This window comes from Coprobacillus sp. AF33-1AC, from assembly GCF_003475785.1.
In the GTDB taxonomy this organism is placed as follows: Bacteria; Bacillota_I; Bacilli_A; order Erysipelotrichales; family Coprobacillaceae; genus Faecalibacillus.
The window spans coordinates 17,348-37,076 of record NZ_QRQB01000012.1 but is presented as its reverse complement, the minus strand read 5'-3'; the positions used below and the strand labels follow the sequence as shown (position 1 = coordinate 37,076).

The window sequence follows — 19,729 nt, the reverse complement described above, 5'->3', positions numbered from 1 at the left end:
CTTTATAAAATCAAATGATTCCCTGCTATTGTATACTTGCGTTCTATATATTTTTCAGTAATAGGAAACATATCTTGAATAAGAAAAACACTTTCTTTATCATTGTCTAGCATAGTGATATGAAGAATATCACATTTTTTCCTTCTTTTTCTTTCAAATTAATGATTTTTTTATACTTGTGAATTTTACTTGATAAAGGAATCATCCAATATATTTCATTATCTTCTTCTTTTAAACAATAGTAATGAGGTCTATTTTGTTTTTTATTCCCTTTGAGATATGGATCAGACATTTTTTCAAAGAAACTATCTTTTATTATATAAAAACCAGATTTAATCATATTGAATTCTCCTTTTGAATATAAAAAAAGTCCTTCACTTTGAGTGAAGAACTTACACTTACACCCCAACCATTTATATTCCGCATATTGGTCAGCGGTACACTTACGCCCCAACCATTTATATTCCGCATATTGGTCAGCGGTATACTTTCTTTGCAAAAAGATTATATCAACTATTCATGATAAGGTCAATTAAACTCATGTTTTTATTGAATAATATATTTTGTTGATTTAATTTCGATACAAAAATGATTATAGAAAGAAACAAGTTGCAATGTGTTAAAATTAAATCATAGAAAATATATGAAAGAAGATATAAATATGAAAGATCAAATCACTTATAAATTATTAAATAATGATCATCTAGATTTATTGGTTCAACTGAGAATAAAAGATCTAAATATGTATTCCAATAAGAAGATAAGTCAAGAAACAATAGAAAATATTAAAAACTTTTATAGTCATAAAATTGAAAATGGTGAATGTCATACGCTGGTAGGTTATCATTTAAATAAAATTATGGCTACGGCAACAATTTATTATTATCACATTCTACCAAGCAATGAAAATATGATGGGAAAAGTTGGTCAAATTACCAATGTATGGGTAGAAAAATCATATCGACATCAAGGAATAGGTCGATATATGATTCATTATTTAATAAGTCATTATCAAAGAGATGTTGGCATGATATGTTTGAACAGTTCAAATGAAGGCATGGAAATGTATGTAAAACTGGGGTTTAATAAAAAAGATAATTATTTGGTTTATTATCCAAACAATGTATAATTTCCTTATTTTTATGACTAATATTGGTAATAATGAATAAAAAAGAGGAATTATATTTTATATACTGACTTAGTCATTACATTTGACCATTCTTTTTAGATGATGGTTATGGTAAAATGGAGACGCTAGGAGTGGTCGTATGAAATGTTCAAATTGTCAATGTGAATTAAAAGAGGATATGGTCTTTTGTCCAAATTGTGGTCAAAAGATTCAAAAATACAAATCTTGTATACACTGTGGGGTTGCTATCGCAAAAGATGCAACGATATGCCCATTGTGTAAAACAAAACAAGAGGTGGTTTCTAAGCAAGTTGATCCTTATGCTGGGTATTGGAAAAAGCCTAAAGTTTGGATTGTTTCACTATTATGTATTTTTCTTGCTTTAGGATTAGTGACTTATATGCAAAGTCATCCCTTACGTGTGTCTAATCAAACAGGAATAACTTTAAAAGGAAATTATTCAAGAGAAAGTTATTATTGTAATAATCAATATGGTGGACATGTTGCTAAAGATAAAAATTATTTATATTATGTCATGAATCAATCATTATATCGCTTAGATCATCATTTAGAAAATAAAGAATTAGTTTTAGATGATTGTGAGGGGTATTTAACGTTAGTTGATCAAGAATTATATTATTGTGATCAAGATTATAATTATTATTGTTATAATTTAAAAACAAAAGAGAAGAAATTGATTCAAGAAAAGATTTATTATCCGGTTATTTATCAAGATAAATTGTACTATCAAAAAGATCAAGATAACGAAAGTATTTATTGTTATGACTTAAAGAGTGAAGAAGATCATAAATTAAATAATGAAGTATCTTATGATTTAATGATTGATGAAAAGAATCAAAAATTATATTATTTATCACCAGTTGATAAAAAGAATACTTTAAAAGTGATGGATTTAGACGGACAAAATAGTCAAACTATTTATGATCAAGAAGAATGTGAAACTCTCACAATGAATCAAAACCAATTATTTGTTGCTACAGGTGACGGTATTATTCAAATATCAAAGAAAGATCATCAAGTTAAACAGTTAGTAAAGACAGGTTCACTGGTTCAAATTTATCAAGATGATTTATTGTTTGTTAATAATCAAGGAATTCAAAGATTATCGTTAGATAGTCATAAACAAACTACATTTTATAAAGGCATGGTGACATCATTGGAAGTTATTGGACAAGATATCATCATTGATAGTTATCAAGACAATAAAACTATGACTTTATTAGTGGATGAAAAAGGAACAATTAAAGAATTAAAACAATCTCAAGCGGTGAATAAATTTGATGATGCAAGAGATTTTTAAAGGAGAATCAAGATGTATGTATATGAAATAGTAGAAGCAACAAAAGGAACATTAGTGTCGGGAAATATAAACCAGGATATTACTTTCTTTAGCCAAGATAGTCGTCAAATGGCACAAGGTGGCATGTATATTCCCTTAAAAGGAGAACGCTTTGATGGTCATGATTTTATTGAAAGTGCCTTTGATACTGGGGCTGATGCGATTATTAGTCATAAAGATGTAAGTTATCCAGACAAAATTGTAATTCGTGTTCAAGATACGATGCAGGCTTTAAAGGATATGGCTATATATTTAAGAGAACATCGACCAGTTAAAGTTGTTGGGGTGACTGGAAGTGTTGGAAAAACAAGTACAAGAGATATGATTTACAGTGTGATTAAACAAAAATATCACACTTTAAAAACAGAAGGAAATTATAATAATGAAATAGGTTTACCGCTTACTATTCTTCGTTATGTAAATGAAGAAGTGATGGTTTTAGAAATGGGAATGAATCATTTAAAAGAAATGTCTCGTTTATCTTATATTGCTAGACCTGATATTGCTTGTATTACGAATGTTGGTACAGCTCATATTGGAGAACTTGGAAGTAGAGAAAATATTTTAAAAGCAAAATTAGAGATTGTTGATGGAATGAAAGAGGGGAGTTCTTTAGTTATTAATGATGATAATGATATGTTGCATACAGTATCATTAGAAAATATGAATGTGATTCGCTGTGGACATCAAGATGAAGATCAATATTGTCTAAAAAATGTTGTTTTAAATGAAAATGATAGTGATTTTGATGTGATGATTGACGGTCAATTAGAACATTTTCATTTAAATGTTCAAGGTGAACATAATGTCAGTAATGCGTTGATTGCCATAGCGATAGGAAGAGCTTTAGATATTGATGTAGCAGCGATACAAAAAGGACTTGCAGATTTTGTGTTAACTAAAAATCGTATGGATGTGATTAATATTGATCATGGGGTGACTTTAATTGATGGGACTTATAACGCTAATGTTGACTCCATGATTTCTAGCCTTGCCGTGTTATCACGTTATCAAAGAAGAAAAATTGCAGTTCTTGCAGATATGTTAGAATTAGGTGATTATAGTGAATCTTTACATCGTCAAGTTGGTAAGAGTGTTGTTGATCATCATATTGATGTTCTAGCTTGTGTAGGGAAAGAAGCCCATTATATTGGAGAAGAAGCATTAAAACAAGGTATGAAGGAAGTTTATTGTTTTGATGATAATGAAGCATTACTTGCTTTTTTAAAGGAAGAACTAGAAGAAAAAGATATTGTTTTATTAAAAGGAAGTCATGGTATGCATTTAAAAGAAATTGTTGATGCCTTGATGAAGGGATAATCATGAAAAAGAAAAAACTGCGTTTAAAAAAACAACCCTTCTTTATTCTTATTATTTGTTTGTTAGGTTTATTTGCTTTTTCTTTTTATCAGTTAATTGAAGAACATTTAAAAGTAGAAAATGATTTAGTTTCTTCTGAAGTATCAGCGTATCATGATACACTGACAAAATATGCTAAACAAAATCAAATTGAAGAGTATGTAACTTTATTAGAAGCCATGATGATGCAAGAATCAGGGGGTAATGGTCTTGATCCTATGCAATCTAGTGAGTGTGAATTTAACCAACAGTATGAAAAGAAGCCTAATGCGATTACAGAACCAGAGTATTCAATTCAAGTGGGAGTTAAATATTTTGCTAAATGTTTAAAGAAGGCCAAAGTAACATCGCTAGATGATAAAAATAAAATTTATTTAGCTTTACAAGGATATAATTATGGGGTTGGATATATATACTATGTTAATCTTCATGGTGGTAAGTATACATATCAAAATGCAATAGATTTTTCTAATAAGTGTAAACAAGAAAAAAATGTGAGTGTATATGGAGATAGTAAGTATGTTTATCATGTTTTACGTTACTATCAAGATACGTCATTTGTAGATGATTGGTTGGAATTATATCATTAATGATTGAATGTTGATGGTTTAAGAGTATAATTCAAGTGAAATGAAAAGGAGAATAAGATGAAACAAAAATTAATTGTTATTTGTGGGGGACAATCAAGTGAACATATTGTTTCACGTATGTCTTGTACTTCAGTATTAAATAATTTAAATAAAGATAAATATGATGTGACTTTAGTGGGAATTGATAAAGATGGAACTTGGTATCAATTACCTTTAGATATTCCTGATTTAAGTCAAGATAGTTGGTTGGATCGTGCAACAAAGATTGATCAAGTATTTGATTTATTAAAACAACAAGATGTTGCTTTTCCTGTTTTACATGGAGCTTATGGTGAAGATGGAACAATTCAAGGTTTATTTGAATTAGCAAATCTTCCTTATGTAGGATGTCGTGTTTTAGCTTCAGCTGTATCAATGGATAAGATTTATACTAAAAAGATTTTAGAAACTGTAGGGATTCCTCAAGTTAAATCTTTATATATTAAAAAGAGATATGATGGTGATTTAGTGGTTGTTGATCATCAATTTAATGAAATTAAAGATGTTGAAACAACAATTAAAGAAGAACTTGGTTTTCCATGCTTTATTAAAGCAAGCCGCTCAGGTTCGAGTGTAGGATGCTATCGTGTAGATAAACAAGCCGATTTAATGAGCAAATTATTAGACGCTGCAAAATATGATCGTCATATTGTTGTTGAAGAATGTGTAGATTGTATTGAACTTGAAACAGCAGTATTAGGTAACGATGATCCAATTGTTTCTCGTGTTGGACAAATTATGCCTCATGGAGAATTCTATACTTTTGAATCAAAATATGAAGATGCTGAAAGTAAGACATGTATTCCAGCTTTAGTAGATCAAAATATCCAGGAAAAAATTAGAGACTATGCTTTGAAAGTATTTAAAGCTGTAGATGGACATGGTTTATCAAGGGTAGATTTCTTTTTAGATAAGAAAACAAATCAAATTTATTTAAATGAAATTAATACTTTACCTGGATTTACTAAGATTTCTATGTATCCTCAATTAATGAATGATTTTGGTATTAGTTATAGTGAATTATTAGATCGTGTTATTCTTTTAGCGTTTGATAGATAATTTTATGGTAATCCTAAATATTAATAAATGAATTTGGATGCTACTAAAGATTGTGCAAAAATTAACACAATTTCTTAGTTAAAAGGGTTGACTTTATCAAGAAAAAAGACTAACATAATAGTCAATCAATAAAACAAATACTTCGATAGGAACTAGTAAATAATACGTTGAAGCAAAGAGAGGTTCTGGCTGGTGGAAAGAATCGTTTGATGATTATTGAACTCATCCTTGAGTGGAGCGCTGAACTTAAAGTAGGTGGCTACGGCATGCGACCGTTAACACGCAAGAGTATGGACTACATATGTAGCGTACTCAATGAGGTTAATAAAGTGATTTATTAATAAAATGAGGTGGAACCACGAAGTCATGATGCTCTCGTCCTCAAAATAGCAAGGCTATTTTGAACACGAGAGTTTTTTTTATAAAAATAGGAGGAAGAAAGAAAATGATGAATTATCAAAAGTATAAGAGATTTGAACCAATCAAATTTGATGAACGTACATGGCCTAACAAAACAATTGATAAAGCGCCTACATGGGTATCAGTTGATTTACGTGACGGGAATCAAGCACTTATTACACCAATGAAAATTGAAGAAAAAGTGGAAATGTTTCAACTCTTAGTTGATATGGGATTTAAAGAAATAGAAGTTGGTTTTCCTTCTTCTAGTCAAATAGAATATGATTTTTTAAGAATTTTAATTGATGAACATTTAATTCCTGATGATGTAACAGTTCAAGTGTTAACTCAAGCAAGAGAACATTTAATTAGAAAAACATTTGAAGCATTAAAAGGATTAGATAAAGCAATCGTCCATGTTTATAATTCAACATCAACTTTACAAAGAGATGTTGTTTTCCATAAAGGAAAAGAAGAAATTAAACAAATCGCTATTGAAGGTGTTCGTTTAGTTAAAGAATTATCTAAAGAATTTGATGGAAAAGTCATTCTAGAATATTCTCCAGAAAGCTTTACGGGAACTGAATTAGATTATGCATTAGAAGTATGTGAAGCTGTGATGGATGAATGGGGTGCAACTCCTGAAAATAAAGTGATTATTAACTTACCATCAACAGTAGAAATGTCAACACCTAATGTGTATGCAGATCAAATTGAATGGATGGCAACACATTTTACAAATCGTGATCGTGTTATTTTATCATTACATACACACAATGATAGAGGTTGTGGTGTGGCAGCAAGTGAACTTGGAATAATGGCTGGAGCTGATCGTGTTGAAGGAACATTATTTGGTAATGGTGAAAGAACTGGAAATGTCGATATCGCTAATATTGCATTAAATATGTTTACTCAAGGGGTTGATCCAGAACTTGATTTATCCAATATGAATCATATTAAAACTGTTTATGAAAAATGTACGAAGATGGAAGTGCCACCTCGTCATCCTTATGTAGGTCAATTAGTCTTTACAGCTTTCTCTGGAAGTCATCAAGATGCGATTAATAAAGGAATGCATGCAATGCAAGAAAGACATCAAACAACTTGGGAAGTTCCTTATTTACCAATTGATCCTAGTGATTTAGGACGTCAATATGAACCAATCGTTCGTATTAATTCTCAATCTGGTAAAGGTGGCGTTGCTTTCGTTATGGAAAGTATGTATGGTTACCATTTACCAAAAGGATTACAAGTTGATTTTGCTAAAGTCATTCAAGATATTTCTGAAGAAGAAGGTGAAGTATCACCAGAAAGAGTTTATGATACTTTTATTGAAGAATATGTTGATAATGAAGAACCTTATGCTTTTATTAAACAAAAATTAATTGATATTAGTGATGAAAATGATGAATTTGAAAGACGTGCTGAAATTACATTAAAAGATCATGGTGAAATTAAAACAGTTGTGGGTTATGGTAATGGACCAATCGATGCTGTAAAAGATGCTTTTAATGCAAATGGTTATGTTTATACACATTTATTAGATTATAGTGAACATGCTTTAACTTCAGGATCTAGTTCTAAAGCGGCAGCATATGTTTATTTAAGAGTTAAAGGAAGTGCAATTCAAGAATACGGTGTTGGTGTTCATCCAAATATTACAACAGCAACAATTAAAGCAATTATTTCAGCAATGAACCGTATTCATGCACGTTTGAAATAATAAAGGAGGCTATCATGAATCGTTTAGTATTATCTTTATTAGTAGAAAATAACCCAGGTGTATTAAGCCGTGTTGCTGGTTTATTTAGCCGTAGAGGTTATGGAATTGACAGTTTATCGGTTGGTAAAACAAATCAACCTGGAATATCAAGAATGACAGTTGTCGCTGTAGGTGACGAACAAATTCTAAGTCAGATTCAAAAACAACTAGGTAAACTGGTTGAAGTGCTTGAAATCTTTCCACTTGATCCTGCTGATTCCGTATATCGTGAATTAGTCATGATTAAAGTAGAAGCTGATGAAGCACAAAGAGCTTCAATTGTATCAATCGTTGATATTTTTAGAGCTCGTATTATTGATGTCGCACCGACATCATTAATCATTGAAGTAACTGGAGATGCATCAAAGATTGAAGGATTACTTGCAATGTTAGATGGATTCAATGTAACTGAGATCGTACGTACTGGATTATCCGGTATGAAACGTGGTCTTAGTCATGTTGATAAATAATTGGTTTGGAAGTGAGCCTTGGAAACTAAAAGTCGCCTTAGCGGCCCATATGGAAACATATGAACTTCAAAAAGTCACAAAGAAATTATATGGGGGATGAAAAAATGGCTAAAATTTTTTACGAAGCAGATTGTGATTTATCATTATTAGATGGTAAAACTGTAGCAGTTATTGGGTATGGTTCTCAAGGACATGCTCATGCATTAAACATGAAAGAATCTGGTGTACATGTCATTATTGGTTTATATGAAGGTTCAAAATCATGGAAAAAAGCAGAAGAACAAGGATTTGAAGTTTATACTTCAGCAGAAGCAGCTAAAAAAGCTGATATCATCATGATCTTAATTAATGATGAATTACAAGCAAAATTATACAAAGAATCAATTGAACCAAACCTTGAAGAAGGTAACATGTTAATGTTCGCACATGGTTTCAATATTCACTTTGGACAAATCGTACCACCTAAAAACGTAGATGTTACTATGATTGCTCCTAAAGCACCAGGACATACAGTACGTAGTGAATATCAAGCAGGAAAAGGGACTCCTTGCTTAATTGCTGTTGAACAAGATTATACTGGAAAAGCTCAAGACTTAGCTTTAGCTTATGCCCTTGCAATTGGTGGAGCAAGAGCTGGTGTTCTTGAAACTACATTCAGAACTGAAACTGAAACTGACTTATTTGGTGAACAAGCAGTATTATGTGGTGGTGTTTGTGCATTAATGCAAGCAGGTTTTGAAACATTAGTAGAAGCTGGATATGATCCAAGAAATGCTTACTTTGAATGTATTCATGAAATGAAATTAATTGTAGACTTAATTTATCAATCAGGATTCGAAGGTATGAGATATTCAATTTCTAATACTGCTGAATATGGTGATTATATTACTGGACCTAAGATCATTACAGAAGATACTAAGAAAGCTATGAAACAAATCTTAAAAGATATTCAAGATGGTACATTCGCTAAAGACTTCTTATTAGATATGTCTGCTGCTGGTGGTCAAGCTCATTTCAAAGCTATGCGTAAATTAGCTGCTGAACATCAATCAGAAACAGTTGGTAAAGAAATCAGAAAATTATATTCTTGGTCAGATGAAGATCAATTAATCAACAACTAATATAAACAACACACTTAGTGTGTTGTAACTAGGGAGTAGCAATACTCCCTAATTACAACCTACTAAGGTTAAAAAGGGGGATATGTAAATGTCAATGACAATGACACAAAAAATACTAGCAAAACATGCAGGATTAGATCATGTAGAAGCTGGACAATTAATTGAAGCTAAATTGGATGTTGTAATGGCTAATGATATTACTGGGCCAATGGCACTTCCAATTTTTGATAAAATGGCTGACCATGTGTTTGATAAAGATAAGGTAGTATTAGTACCTGATCATTTCACACCTAATAAAGATATTAAATCAGCTGAAAATTCTAAAGCTATTTTAGATTTTACTAATAAACAATGTTTAACTCATCGCATGGAACAAGGTAAATGTGGTGTTGAACATGCAATTTTACCAGAAAAAGGAATTGTTGTAGCGGGTGAATGTATTATTGGTGCTGATTCTCATACTTGTACTTATGGTGCTTTAGGTGCTTTTTCTACAGGTGTAGGAACAACTGATATTGCTACTGGAATGGCTACTGGTGAATTATGGTTTAAAGTGCCTAGTGCAATTCAATTTGTTTTAACTGGTAAACCACAAAAGTATGTAAGTGGTAAAGATATTATTTTACATATTATTGATAAGATTGGTGTTGATGGTGCTTTATATAAATCAATGGAATTTGTTGGTGAAGGTATTCAATATTTAACAATGGATGATCGTTTTACTATTTGTAATATGGCGATTGAAGCAGGGGCTAAAAATGGTATTTTCCCTGTTGATGAACAAACTAAAGCTTATATTGAAAAACATTCAACAAAACCTTATGAAGTATTTGAAGCAGATGAAGATGCTCAATATGAAGAAGTTGTTGAAATTGATTTAAGTCAAGTAAGACCTACAGTAGCATTTCCTCATTTACCAGGTAATGGTCATACTATTGATGAAATTGAAGCTATGGATAAAATTTATATTGATCAAGTTGTCATTGGATCATGCACAAACGGTCGTTTATCTGACTTAGAAAAAGCAGCTGCTATTTTAAAAGGTAAAAAAGTAGCAGATAATGTTCGTGTTATGGTTGTGCCAGCAACTCAAAAAATATTCTTACAATGTATCCAAAAAGGATTAGCAGAAATCTTTGTTGAAGCTGGGTGTGCTTTTAATACTCCAAGTTGTGGACCATGTATGGGTGGTCATATGGGAGTTATGGCTAAAGGAGAAAAATGTGTTTCAACGACAAATCGTAACTTTGTTGGACGTATGGGAGATACAGAAGCTCTTATTTATTTAGCTTCTCCAGAAGTTGCTGCAGCGAGTGCGATCGCTGGATATATCGCAAATCCTGAAAAAGTAGGTGAAATGTAATGAAAATATATAAATATGGTGACAACGTCGATACAGACGTTATTATTCCTGCACGTTATTTAAATTCGTTTGACGCTCAAGAACTAGCCACTCATGCAATGGTAGATATTGATCCTGATTTTGCGAAAACTGTAGAAAAAGGGGATATTATTGTTGCTGGTAAAAACTTTGGTTGTGGTTCTTCTCGTGAACATGCTCCTTTATGTTTAAAAACAGCAGGTGTTAAATGTGTTATTGCTGAAAACTTTGCTCGTATTTTTTATCGTAATTCAATTAATATTGGTTTTCCAATTATGGAATGTAAAGAAGCTGCGCAAAAAATTGAAGCAGGGGATGAAGTTACAGTTGATTTTACAACTGGTGTGATTACTAATAAAACAAAAAATGAAACTTATCAAAGTCAACCTTTCCCAGAATTCTTACAAAAAATGATTGAAGTTGAAGGTTTGGTTAACTATGTAAATTCAAAAAAAACAGGGGTAGAATAATGGAAAAGAATATTGCAGTCATTAAAGGAGATGGCATTGGACCTGAAATTGTAACTGAAGCAATGAAAGTCTTAGATGCTATTGGAAATAAATATCATCATCAATTTAATTATACTGAAATTTTAATGGGTGGTTGTTCTATTGATGCTTATGGGGTTCCACTTAGCGATGAAGCATTAAATATCGCTAAAAATAGTGATAGTGTTTTACTTGGAGCCATTGGGGGAAATACATCAACTTCTCCTTGGTATCAATTAGAACCTTCATTAAGACCAGAAGCAGGGTTATTAAAAATAAGAAAAGAATTAGGCTTATTTGCTAATTTAAGACCAGCTTATTTATATGATGAACTAAAAGGGGCTTGTCCACTAAAAGAAGAATTAACTGAAGGTGGATTTGATATGATGATTATGAGAGAACTTACTGGAGGTTTATATTTTGGTAAACGTTCTACTCAAGAAGAAGATGGTCAATTAGTAGCACGTGATGCGATGAGTTATAGTGAAACTGAAATTAGAAGAATTGCTAAACGTGGTTTTGATATTGCAATGAAAAGAAGAAAAAAAGTAACAAGTGTAGATAAAGCTAATGTTTTGGATACATCTCGTTTATGGCGTAAAGTCATAGAAGAAGTAGCTCAAGATTATCCAGAAGTAACATATGAACATATGTTAGTTGATAATTGTGCGATGCAGTTAGTAAGAGATCCTAAACAGTTTGATGTTATTTTAACTGAAAATATGTTTGGTGATATTTTATCTGATGAAGCAAGTATGGTTACGGGATCTATCGGTATGTTATCAAGTGCTTCTTTAAGAGAAGATAAATTTGGTATGTATGAACCTAGTCATGGTAGTGCTCCTGATATTGCAGGACAAAATATTGCTAATCCAATTGCGACTATTTTATCTGCTGCGATGATGTTACGTTATTCTTTTGATTTGGATCAAGAAGCGAAAGATATTGAAGATGCAATTGAAAAAGTATTAAAAGAAGGATATCGTACAACTGATATTATGTCTGAAGGAAAGAAATTAGTTGGTACAAAAGAAATGGGAGACTTAATTGTAAGTCATTTATAAAGGGAGGAACAAAGATGCGTAGTGATAATGTCAAAAGTGGTGTTGAAAGAGCACCTCATCGTTCTCTATTCAATGCTTTAGGATATACTGAAGAAGAATTAGATAGACCATTAATTGGGGTAGTGAATTCATATAATGAAATTGTCCCAGGTCATATGAACTTAGATAAAATTTGTGAAGCTGTTAAAAAAGGAATTTATTTAGCTGGTGGGGTACCAGTAGAAGTACCTGCTATTGCTGTATGTGATGGTATTGCCATGAATCATACAGGAATGAAATATTCATTAGTAACACGTGAATTAATTGCCGATAGTACGGAATCACTAGCAATGGCTCATCAATTTGATGGAATGGTTATGATTCCTAACTGTGATAAAAACGTTCCTGGTTTATTAATGGCAGCTGCTCGTTTAAATATTCCTACTGTTTTTGTATCTGGGGGACCTATGTTAGCTGGACGTAAGCTAGATGATAAAAAAACTTGTTTATCTTCATTATTTGAAGCGGTAGGGCAATTTAATGCTGGTAAAATGACGGAAGAAAAATTAAAAGAATTTGAAACAAAAGCATGTCCTACTTGTGGATCATGTTCAGGAATGTATACAGCCAACTCTATGAACTGTTTAACTGAAGTATTAGGTATGGGATTAAAAGGAAACGGAACAATTCCTGCTGTATATAGTGAAAGAATTAGATTAGCTAAACATGCTGGTATGGCTGTTATGGAATGTATTAAAAAGGACATTAAACCTCGTGATATTATGACAAAAGAAGCATTCTTAAATGCTTTAACTATTGATATGGCACTTGGATGTTCTACTAACTCAATGTTACATTTACCTGCTATTGCTCATGAAGCAGGAGTTGAATTAAACTTAGAAATCGCTAATGAAATTTCTAAGAAAACACCAAACTTATGTCATTTAGCACCAGCTGGTGATACTTTCATGGAAGATTTAAATGATGCTGGTGGTGTTTATGCAGTGATGAATGAAATTAATAAATTAGGTTTATTACACACTGATTTAATAACTGTTACAGGTAAAACTGTAAAAGAAAATATTGAAGGATGTGTTAACTTAAATCCAGATATTATTAGACCAGTAGAAAATCCTTATGCACCATATGGTGGAATTGCGGTATTAAAAGGAAACTTAGCACCAAATGGTGCTGTTGTAAAACAATCAGCAGTAGCACCAGAAATGATGGTTCATACTGGACCTGCTCGTGTTTTTGATAGTGAAGATGATGCCATTAAAGCTATTCGTGCTGGTAAGATTGTAAAAGGTGATGTTGTTGTGATTCGTTATGAAGGACCTAAAGGTGGACCTGGTATGCGTGAAATGTTATCACCAACTTCTGAAATTGCCGGTATGGGATTAGATAAAGATGTTGCTTTAATTACAGATGGTAGATTCTCTGGCGCTACACGTGGAGCATCAATTGGTCATGTTTCACCTGAAGCAGCTGCTGGTGGACCTATCGGTTTAGTTGAAGAAGGAGATATTATTGATATTAATATCTTAGAACATTCGATGAATGTACGTGTAAGTGATGAAGAATTGGCTGCTAGAAAAGCAAAATGGCAACCAAGAGAACCAAGAATCAAAAAAGGTTATCTTGTAAGATATGCAGCATTAGTTACATCTGCTGATAAAGGAGCTATTTTACAAGCACCTGAAGAAAAATAATAAAAGGGGGAAGAGAATATGATGTTAACAGGTTCGGAAATAATTTGTGAATGCTTAATCGAACAAGGTGTTGATACGGTGTTTGGTTATCCAGGAGGAACAATTCTAAACGTCTATGATGCTTTATATCAATATAAAGATAAAATTAATCATATTTTAACTTCGCATGAACAAGGTGCGGCTCATGCTGCTGATGGTTATGCACGTGCAACAGGTCGAGTAGGAGTTTGTATGGCCACATCTGGACCTGGAGCAACAAATTTAGTTACTGGAATTGCAACAGCTTATATGGATTCTATTCCATTAGTGGCAATTACAGCTAACGTTGCAGTTTCTATTTTAGGTAGAGATAGTTTCCAAGAAATTGATATCACTGGTGTGACAATGCCAATTACTAAACATAATTTTATTGTTAAGGATATTAAAGATTTAGTACCTACAATTAGAAAAGCATTCCAAATTGCTAAAGAAGGTAGACCAGGACCTGTTTTAGTAGATATTACAAAGAATGTGACTGCTGAAAAAATGGAATTTGAATCTCAAGTTCCTGAAGTCATTGAACCTAGAACTTATACTTATTCTTCAAAAGAATTAGAAAAAGTTGTAGAAATGATTAAAGAAAGTAAGAAACCATTTATCTTTGTTGGTGGTGGTGTAATTGCTTCTGGTGCAAGCAATGAACTTAAAGAGTTTGCTGAAAAGATTGATGCACCGGTTACAGATTCTTTAATGGGAAAAGGTGCTTTTGATAATACGAGACCACGTTATACAGGAATGCTTGGAATGCATGGAACGAAAGCAAGTAACTTTGGAGTCAGTCAATGTGACTTATTAATTGTTATTGGAGCACGTTTTTCGGATCGTGTTACTGGTAATACAGCAACATTTGCTAAAGATGCTAAAATTATTCATATTGATATTGATACTGCAGAAATTAATAAGAATATTATTGTTGATTTAGGTGTTGTTGGTGATGCTAAAATGATTCTTAAAGAATTAAATCATATGATTGAACGTCAAAGTCATCCTCAATGGTTAAAAGAAATTCGTGATTTAAAAGAAAGATATCCATTAAGTTATGATCAAACTGAATTAACTGGACCTTATGTTATTGAACAAATCGATTATCTAACAAATAGTGATGCTATTATTTGTACTGATGTTGGTCAACATCAAATGTGGGCAGCGCAATATTATCACTACCGTCATCCACGTCAACTTATTACTTCGGGTGGTGCTGGAACAATGGGATTTGGTTTAGGTGCTGCAATTGGTGCTAAATATGGTCAACCTCATAAATATGTTTTCAATATTGCTGGTGATGGATGCTTTAGAATGAATATGAATGAATTAGCTACAGCAAGTCGTTATAATGTTCCAATTATTCAAGTTGTTATCAATAATCATGTTCTTGGAATGGTAAGACAATGGCAAACTTTATTCTATGGTGAAAGATACAGTAATACTATTTTAGAAGATAAAGTTGATTTCTGTAAAGTTGCTGAAGGATTAGGTTGTAAAGCTATTAAAGTGACAACTAAGGAACAAGTTGCACCTGCAATCAAAGAGGCAATGGAATATGAAGGACCGGTTTTAATTGAAGTTGTAATTGGAAAAGATGACAAAGTATTCCCTATGGTTGCACCTGGTTCTGCAATCTCATCAGCTTTTGATGAAACAGATTTAAAAAATAAATAATACTAAAAGAGGGTATCATTTAAAATGATATTCTCTTTTTTATTTTTAGGGTTGTAAATTGTTTTGAAGTGAGTACAATATAGTATGTTTTTAGGGAGAAAATTATGAAATTACTAACGAAAAGAAATTTAAAATCAGCAGGATGTGTGATTGTTTCTGCACTTATGATGGCTATGGCAACCAAGACATTTGTTAGACCGGCACATTTATTATCGGGTGGATTTATGGGAATTGCGATTCTTATAGATATGATAGGTGAATTAGTACATGTATCTATACCAACTTCAGTAGGTTTATTATGCTTAAATATTCCAGTGGCATTATTTTGTGCTAATAAGATATCTAAGCGATTTGTCTTTTTTTCTATGATGCAAGTTTTTTTAACTTCATTCTTTTTGCAAATCGTTCCAGCATTTCCGTTATTTGATGAAGAAATATTGAATGTTATTTTTGGTGGTTTTATTTGGGGCATCAGTATCACAGTTGCGTTAAAAGGCGATGCTTCAAGTGGTGGTACCGATTATATTGCTTTATATGTTTCCAATAAAAGCGGTAAAGAAATTTGGATGCAGGTCTTTGTGTTTAATGCATGTTTACTTGCTATATTTGGTTATTTGTTTGGTTTTGATAAAGCAGGATACTCCATTTTGTTTCAGTTTTTATCAACACGTACTATTTCTAACTTTCATAACCGCTACAAACAAGTTATGTTACATATTTATACCCAACATAAAGATCCCATACTGGATGCTTATATCATGAATTTCCATCATGGAATTACTGCTTTAGATGGCTTTGGTGGTTATTCAAGGGAACCTGTTAGTTTGCTTACAGCGATTGTATCAAGTTACGAAGTAGGGGATGTGATTGAATTACTACAAAAAATAGACCCTCAAGTTATTGTCAATGTGACGAAAACAGAAAACTATGTTGGTCGTTTCTATAATAAACCATTAGATTAAAAAGCATTAGCGATCCTCTATGAGGTTCACTAATGCTTTTTTATTCACTACTTTTATTTTACGATATGAATTTTTTATATAACCCTTTTGATCAAATTCCTTAAGTATTTTAGAAACAGTTACTCTTGCTAGACCAACACTATTAGCGATATCTTCGTGAGTGTAAGGTATGGTAGAATTAAGAATTCCCTTTTCAATGTTATCCTTTTGTGTAAGTTCAAGCAGGAATGCAGCAACTTTTTCATAGCGATTATAACTGTATGCTCTTTTGATTGCGTTTGTTAGGTAATTGCAGGTATCAGTCATGATTTGCAACAAAGATATTGTCAGTTCTTGAGATTCATGCAAGTAAGGATAAAATTGGTTAAGTTTGCATTTTATTAATTGAACTTCATTAATAGCCTCTACAGTAGTGGGTCTAGAAGAACATTGGATAAAAGATGAGTCACCAAAAATTCTTCCTTTATCTAAAACATCAATTGTGATGTCATCACCTTGGCTTGTTAGAGTATAAACGCGGACTCTTCCTTTTAAAATTAAAAAAAGTTCATGAGATTGATCTTCTTGAAGATAAATGAGTTCTTTAGGATGATATGTTACTTGGGTACCGGCTTTTTTGAAATATGTAAATAGTTTTTCATCAAGTTTCATTTTTTTCACTTCCTTGCTTAAATTGTAACATAGGTTACAATTTTACGAAAGATAAAGTGTTAAAGTCATAAGCGAGGTGAGAGTATGAGAGAAAGATTAATGAAATTGATGATGATTATTTTTGGAAATGTCATGATTGCTTTTGCAGTAGCAGTTTTGTTGTTGGATAACCATATTATTGCTGGTGGGGTATCAGGAATAGGTGTCGTGATGAATCATTATATGTATTTGCCAGTTTCAATAACAGTAGGTGTGGTTAATGTCATTTTATTTGTTTTAGGTTGGGTTGTAATGGATAAGGAATTTGTTATGAAGTCTTTATTATCATCTATTGTTTTCCCTGTTATGTTAGGTTTTTTTCAAAATAATCCTATGTTTAAACATGTACTTGATGATCCTTTACTTGCGGCTGTGCTTGCAGGATGTTTAATAGGTATAGGAATTGGTCTTGTTATTCGTTCAGGTGGCTCTACTGGTGGAATTGATATTATTGCTTTATGTGTGAATAAAAAGACCAACGCACCTACACATATCGTGATGAATTTTATAGATTTAACAATCTTGTTATTACAAATGAGTTTCCATGATATAACACATGTGACGTATGGAATTGTAACAGTTGTTTTAACGGCTTTTATGATGAATAAGACATTATCAAATGGACGTCAATTAGCACAATTAATGGTTATTTCAGATGCGTATGAACAAATGAAACAAGTCATTTTAAATCAAGGTGATGCAGGACTAACATTTATTGAAACTGAAAAGGGATATAGTGGTGAAAAGTCTAAACTTATTTTAACGGTAGTTCCTTATGATAAGTTACCGATGTTAAAACAAATGATTAAACATATTGATCAACATGCTTTTATTGTTGTCAGTCATGTTGATGAAGTGGGTGGACGTGGCTTTTCTTTAGAAAGATGAGTGTCGCTTTAATTCATATTGAATAGTATAGAAACCACCTTCAACGCTATAGGCATGATAGCCTAATTGATTGAGTGATTGGGCGAGTTTTAAAGAACGATGACCAGTATAACAAAGTAAAATAATGGGTATTTGTTTGGATAATTGGGGAATATGCTCGTTAAATGAATCAAAAGGAATATTGATAAAAGGAGAAAGATGAAGTTTGTTAAATTCATAGGGATCTCTTAAATCAATAAACTGATATTTTTTGGCTAAAAGAGTAGATAAAAATTGGGCTTGAATAATGGGTTTAGAATTCATGAAATCACCTCATAATATAATATGAAATTAATTGAAAACAATGTGTAACAGTGATATAATTCAGCCATGGAGGATGATTTAAAGATGGATAAGAAAACTATTAAAGATATTGAAGTTACTGGAAAAACTGTCTTAGTTCGTGTTGACTTCAATGTACCTAGAAACAAAGAAACTGGAGAAATTACAAACGACAATAGAATTGTTGCTGCTTTACCAACTCTAAAATATTTATTAGAACAAAAACCTAAAGCAATTGTATTATTCTCACATTTAGGAAAAATTAAAACTGAAGAAGACAAAGCTAAAAATGATTTAGCTGTAGTTGCTCCTAGATTATCAGAATTATTAGGAGTAAATGTTCAATTCGTTAACTGTACAAGAGGAAAAGAACTTGAAGATGCTGTAGCTAATGCTATTGATGGACAAGTTATTTTAGTACAAAATACACGTTATGAAGCTGGAGAAACTAAAAATGATCCTGAACTTGGAAAATATTGGGCTTCATTAGGTGATGTATTTGTTGAAGATGCATTCGGATCTGTTCATAGAGCACATGCTTCTACTGCAGGAATACCTCAACATTTACCATCTGCTGCTGGTTTCTTAGTAGAAAAAGAAATCGCATATATCGGAAAAGCTGTAAGCAATCCTGAAAGACCAATGGTTGCTATTTTAGGTGGAGCTAAAGTTTCTGATAAAATCTTAGTAATCGAAAACTTATTAAAAATTGCTGATAAAGTTATCGTTGGTGGAGGTATGTGCTATACTTTCGCAAAAGCTCAAGGGCATACAATTGGTAACTCTTTAGTTGAAGATGATCGTTTAGATGTAGCTAAAGATATCTTAGCTAAAGCTGGAGATAAATTAATCTTACCAGTAGATTCTGTAATCAATACTGCATTTGCTCCTGAAGGAGATATTAAAGTATGCGGTGAAGATGTACCTGATGGATACATGGGATTAGATATCGGACCTAAATCAGTAGAAAATATTAAAGCTGCTTTAGCTGGTGCTAAAACTGTTGTATGGAATGGACCAATGGGTGTATTTGAAATGGAACCATTCGCAAAAGGAACAATCGCTGTATGTGAAGCATTAGCAGAATTAGAAGATGCTAATACTATTATCGGTGGTGGAGATAGTGCTGCTGCTGTTATGCAACTTGGATTCGCAGATAAAGTTTCTCACATCTCAACAGGTGGTGGAGCTTCATTAGAATATATGGAAGGTAAAACTCTTCCAGGTATTGCTGCTATTGATGACAAATAATAAGGGA

At 32.1% G+C, this 19,729-nt stretch carries 19 protein-coding genes and 1 other annotated feature; of the genes, 16 read left to right on the top strand and 3 right to left on the bottom strand.

Annotated elements, in window-relative coordinates; genetic code table 11:
* Window positions 1–106: 106 nt before the first annotated feature.
* A complete protein-coding gene (locus tag DWZ53_RS11185) occupies window positions 107–499 on the bottom strand; it encodes a hypothetical protein (protein WP_199589112.1) in 393 nt (130 codons plus the stop codon).
* Between the two features lie 162 nt (window positions 500–661).
* Between DWZ53_RS11185 and DWZ53_RS05875 the strand changes: the two genes are divergently transcribed.
* From DWZ53_RS05875 to DWZ53_RS05810, 14 genes are all read left to right on the top strand, one after another.
* Entirely contained in the window at window positions 662–1,129 is a 468-nt protein-coding gene (locus DWZ53_RS05875) for a GNAT family N-acetyltransferase (RefSeq protein ID WP_158568189.1), read from the top strand.
* 139 nt (window positions 1,130–1,268) lie between these two features.
* On the top strand, window positions 1,269–2,450 hold the full coding sequence (locus tag DWZ53_RS05870; protein ID WP_118432767.1) for a DUF5050 domain-containing protein: 1,182 nt from the start codon (window positions 1,269–1,271) through the stop codon (window positions 2,448–2,450).
* A gap of 12 nt (window positions 2,451–2,462) precedes the next feature.
* Complete coding sequence (gene murF, locus DWZ53_RS05865) at window positions 2,463–3,809, top strand: UDP-N-acetylmuramoyl-tripeptide--D-alanyl-D-alanine ligase (protein WP_118432766.1); 1,347 nt, start codon at window positions 2,463–2,465, stop codon at window positions 3,807–3,809.
* A gap of 2 nt (window positions 3,810–3,811) precedes the next feature.
* Window positions 3,812–4,438 (top strand): lysozyme family protein, encoded by a 627-nt coding sequence (locus DWZ53_RS05860; RefSeq protein WP_118432765.1) that lies wholly within the window; start codon window positions 3,812–3,814, stop codon window positions 4,436–4,438.
* 57 nt (window positions 4,439–4,495) lie between these two features.
* Window positions 4,496–5,536 carry a D-alanine--D-alanine ligase family protein gene (locus DWZ53_RS05855; protein WP_118432764.1) on the top strand — a complete coding sequence of 347 codons (1,041 nt, stop codon included), beginning with the start codon at window positions 4,496–4,498 and terminating at the stop codon, window positions 5,534–5,536.
* A gap of 133 nt (window positions 5,537–5,669) precedes the next feature.
* Window positions 5,670–5,922: a binding site (T-box leader), on the top strand.
* Between the two features lie 59 nt (window positions 5,923–5,981).
* Window positions 5,982–7,658, top strand: coding sequence for a 2-isopropylmalate synthase (gene leuA, locus DWZ53_RS05850; RefSeq protein WP_118432763.1), 1,677 nt, complete (start codon window positions 5,982–5,984; stop codon window positions 7,656–7,658).
* A 14-nt stretch (window positions 7,659–7,672) separates the two neighbouring features.
* Window positions 7,673–8,167, top strand: a complete 495-nt coding sequence (gene ilvN / locus DWZ53_RS05845; protein WP_118432762.1) for an acetolactate synthase small subunit — start codon at window positions 7,673–7,675, stop codon at window positions 8,165–8,167.
* A 104-nt stretch (window positions 8,168–8,271) separates the two neighbouring features.
* Window positions 8,272–9,288 (top strand): ketol-acid reductoisomerase, encoded by a 1,017-nt coding sequence (ilvC, locus tag DWZ53_RS05840; protein ID WP_118432761.1) that lies wholly within the window; start codon window positions 8,272–8,274, stop codon window positions 9,286–9,288.
* Between the two features lie 88 nt (window positions 9,289–9,376).
* A complete protein-coding gene (gene leuC, locus DWZ53_RS05835; RefSeq protein WP_118432760.1) occupies window positions 9,377–10,651 on the top strand; it encodes a 3-isopropylmalate dehydratase large subunit in 1,275 nt (424 codons plus the stop codon).
* Window positions 10,651–11,139 (top strand): 3-isopropylmalate dehydratase small subunit, encoded by a 489-nt coding sequence (gene leuD / locus DWZ53_RS05830; protein ID WP_118432759.1) that lies wholly within the window; start codon window positions 10,651–10,653, stop codon window positions 11,137–11,139. The genes leuC and leuD overlap by 1 nt, the downstream gene beginning before the upstream one ends.
* The gene (gene leuB, locus DWZ53_RS05825) at window positions 11,139–12,221 is read left to right on the top strand and encodes a 3-isopropylmalate dehydrogenase (RefSeq protein ID WP_118432758.1); all 1,083 of its coding nucleotides are present in this window, start codon (window positions 11,139–11,141) and stop codon (window positions 12,219–12,221) included. The genes leuD and leuB overlap by 1 nt, the downstream gene beginning before the upstream one ends.
* A gap of 14 nt (window positions 12,222–12,235) precedes the next feature.
* Entirely contained in the window at window positions 12,236–13,912 is a 1,677-nt protein-coding gene (gene ilvD, locus DWZ53_RS05820; protein WP_118432757.1) for a dihydroxy-acid dehydratase, read from the top strand.
* An 18-nt stretch (window positions 13,913–13,930) separates the two neighbouring features.
* The gene (gene ilvB / locus DWZ53_RS05815) at window positions 13,931–15,610 is read left to right on the top strand and encodes a biosynthetic-type acetolactate synthase large subunit (protein WP_118432756.1); all 1,680 of its coding nucleotides are present in this window, start codon (window positions 13,931–13,933) and stop codon (window positions 15,608–15,610) included.
* A 104-nt stretch (window positions 15,611–15,714) separates the two neighbouring features.
* A complete protein-coding gene (locus tag DWZ53_RS05810; RefSeq protein WP_118432755.1) occupies window positions 15,715–16,572 on the top strand; it encodes a YitT family protein in 858 nt (285 codons plus the stop codon).
* Window positions 16,573–16,578: 6 nt separating this feature from the next.
* Here the strand turns inward: DWZ53_RS05810 and DWZ53_RS05805 are convergent, their stop codons facing one another.
* Window positions 16,579–17,223 carry a Crp/Fnr family transcriptional regulator gene (locus tag DWZ53_RS05805; RefSeq protein ID WP_118432754.1) on the bottom strand — a complete coding sequence of 215 codons (645 nt, stop codon included), beginning with the start codon at window positions 17,221–17,223 and terminating at the stop codon, window positions 16,579–16,581.
* Window positions 17,224–17,307: 84 nt separating this feature from the next.
* On the opposite strand from DWZ53_RS05805, the gene DWZ53_RS05800 reads away from it, so the two are divergent.
* On the top strand, window positions 17,308–18,150 hold the full coding sequence (locus DWZ53_RS05800; protein ID WP_118432753.1) for a YitT family protein: 843 nt from the start codon (window positions 17,308–17,310) through the stop codon (window positions 18,148–18,150).
* On the opposite strand, the gene DWZ53_RS05795 is transcribed toward DWZ53_RS05800, so the two are convergent.
* A complete protein-coding gene (locus tag DWZ53_RS05795; protein WP_118432752.1) occupies window positions 18,139–18,453 on the bottom strand; it encodes a rhodanese-like domain-containing protein in 315 nt (104 codons plus the stop codon). The two genes, DWZ53_RS05800 and DWZ53_RS05795, sit on opposite strands and share 12 nt — an antisense overlap.
* An 84-nt stretch (window positions 18,454–18,537) precedes the next feature.
* On the opposite strand from DWZ53_RS05795, the gene pgk reads away from it, so the two are divergent.
* Entirely contained in the window at window positions 18,538–19,722 is a 1,185-nt protein-coding gene (gene pgk / locus DWZ53_RS05790; RefSeq protein ID WP_118432751.1) for a phosphoglycerate kinase, read from the top strand.
* The last annotated feature ends 7 nt before the right edge of the window (window positions 19,723–19,729 follow it).

Excerpts from the sequence above, each read along its gene's own strand:
- DWZ53_RS05875 (WP_158568189.1), top strand. The coding sequence starts at position 662 with ATGAAAGATCAAATCACTTATAAATTATTAAATAATGATCATCTAGAT.
- DWZ53_RS05870 (WP_118432767.1), top strand. The coding sequence starts at position 1,269 with ATGAAATGTTCAAATTGTCAATGTGAATTAAAAGAGGATATGGTCTTT.
- murF (WP_118432766.1), top strand. The coding sequence starts at position 2,463 with ATGTATGTATATGAAATAGTAGAAGCAACAAAAGGAACATTAGTGTCG.
- DWZ53_RS05860 (WP_118432765.1), top strand. The coding sequence starts at position 3,812 with ATGAAAAAGAAAAAACTGCGTTTAAAAAAACAACCCTTCTTTATTCTT.
- DWZ53_RS05855 (WP_118432764.1), top strand. The coding sequence starts at position 4,496 with ATGAAACAAAAATTAATTGTTATTTGTGGGGGACAATCAAGTGAACAT.
- leuA (WP_118432763.1), top strand. The coding sequence starts at position 5,982 with ATGATGAATTATCAAAAGTATAAGAGATTTGAACCAATCAAATTTGAT.
- ilvN (WP_118432762.1), top strand. The coding sequence starts at position 7,673 with ATGAATCGTTTAGTATTATCTTTATTAGTAGAAAATAACCCAGGTGTA.
- ilvC (WP_118432761.1), top strand. The coding sequence starts at position 8,272 with ATGGCTAAAATTTTTTACGAAGCAGATTGTGATTTATCATTATTAGAT.
- leuC (WP_118432760.1), top strand. The coding sequence starts at position 9,377 with ATGTCAATGACAATGACACAAAAAATACTAGCAAAACATGCAGGATTA.
- leuD (WP_118432759.1), top strand. The coding sequence starts at position 10,651 with ATGAAAATATATAAATATGGTGACAACGTCGATACAGACGTTATTATT.
- leuB (WP_118432758.1), top strand. The coding sequence starts at position 11,139 with ATGGAAAAGAATATTGCAGTCATTAAAGGAGATGGCATTGGACCTGAA.
- ilvD (WP_118432757.1), top strand. The coding sequence starts at position 12,236 with ATGCGTAGTGATAATGTCAAAAGTGGTGTTGAAAGAGCACCTCATCGT.
- ilvB (WP_118432756.1), top strand. The coding sequence starts at position 13,931 with ATGATGTTAACAGGTTCGGAAATAATTTGTGAATGCTTAATCGAACAA.
- DWZ53_RS05810 (WP_118432755.1), top strand. The coding sequence starts at position 15,715 with ATGAAATTACTAACGAAAAGAAATTTAAAATCAGCAGGATGTGTGATT.
- DWZ53_RS05805 (WP_118432754.1), bottom strand. The coding sequence starts at position 17,223 with ATGAAACTTGATGAAAAACTATTTACATATTTCAAAAAAGCCGGTACC.
- DWZ53_RS05800 (WP_118432753.1), top strand. The coding sequence starts at position 17,308 with ATGAGAGAAAGATTAATGAAATTGATGATGATTATTTTTGGAAATGTC.
- DWZ53_RS05795 (WP_118432752.1), bottom strand. The coding sequence starts at position 18,453 with ATGAATTCTAAACCCATTATTCAAGCCCAATTTTTATCTACTCTTTTA.
- pgk (WP_118432751.1), top strand. The coding sequence starts at position 18,538 with ATGGATAAGAAAACTATTAAAGATATTGAAGTTACTGGAAAAACTGTC.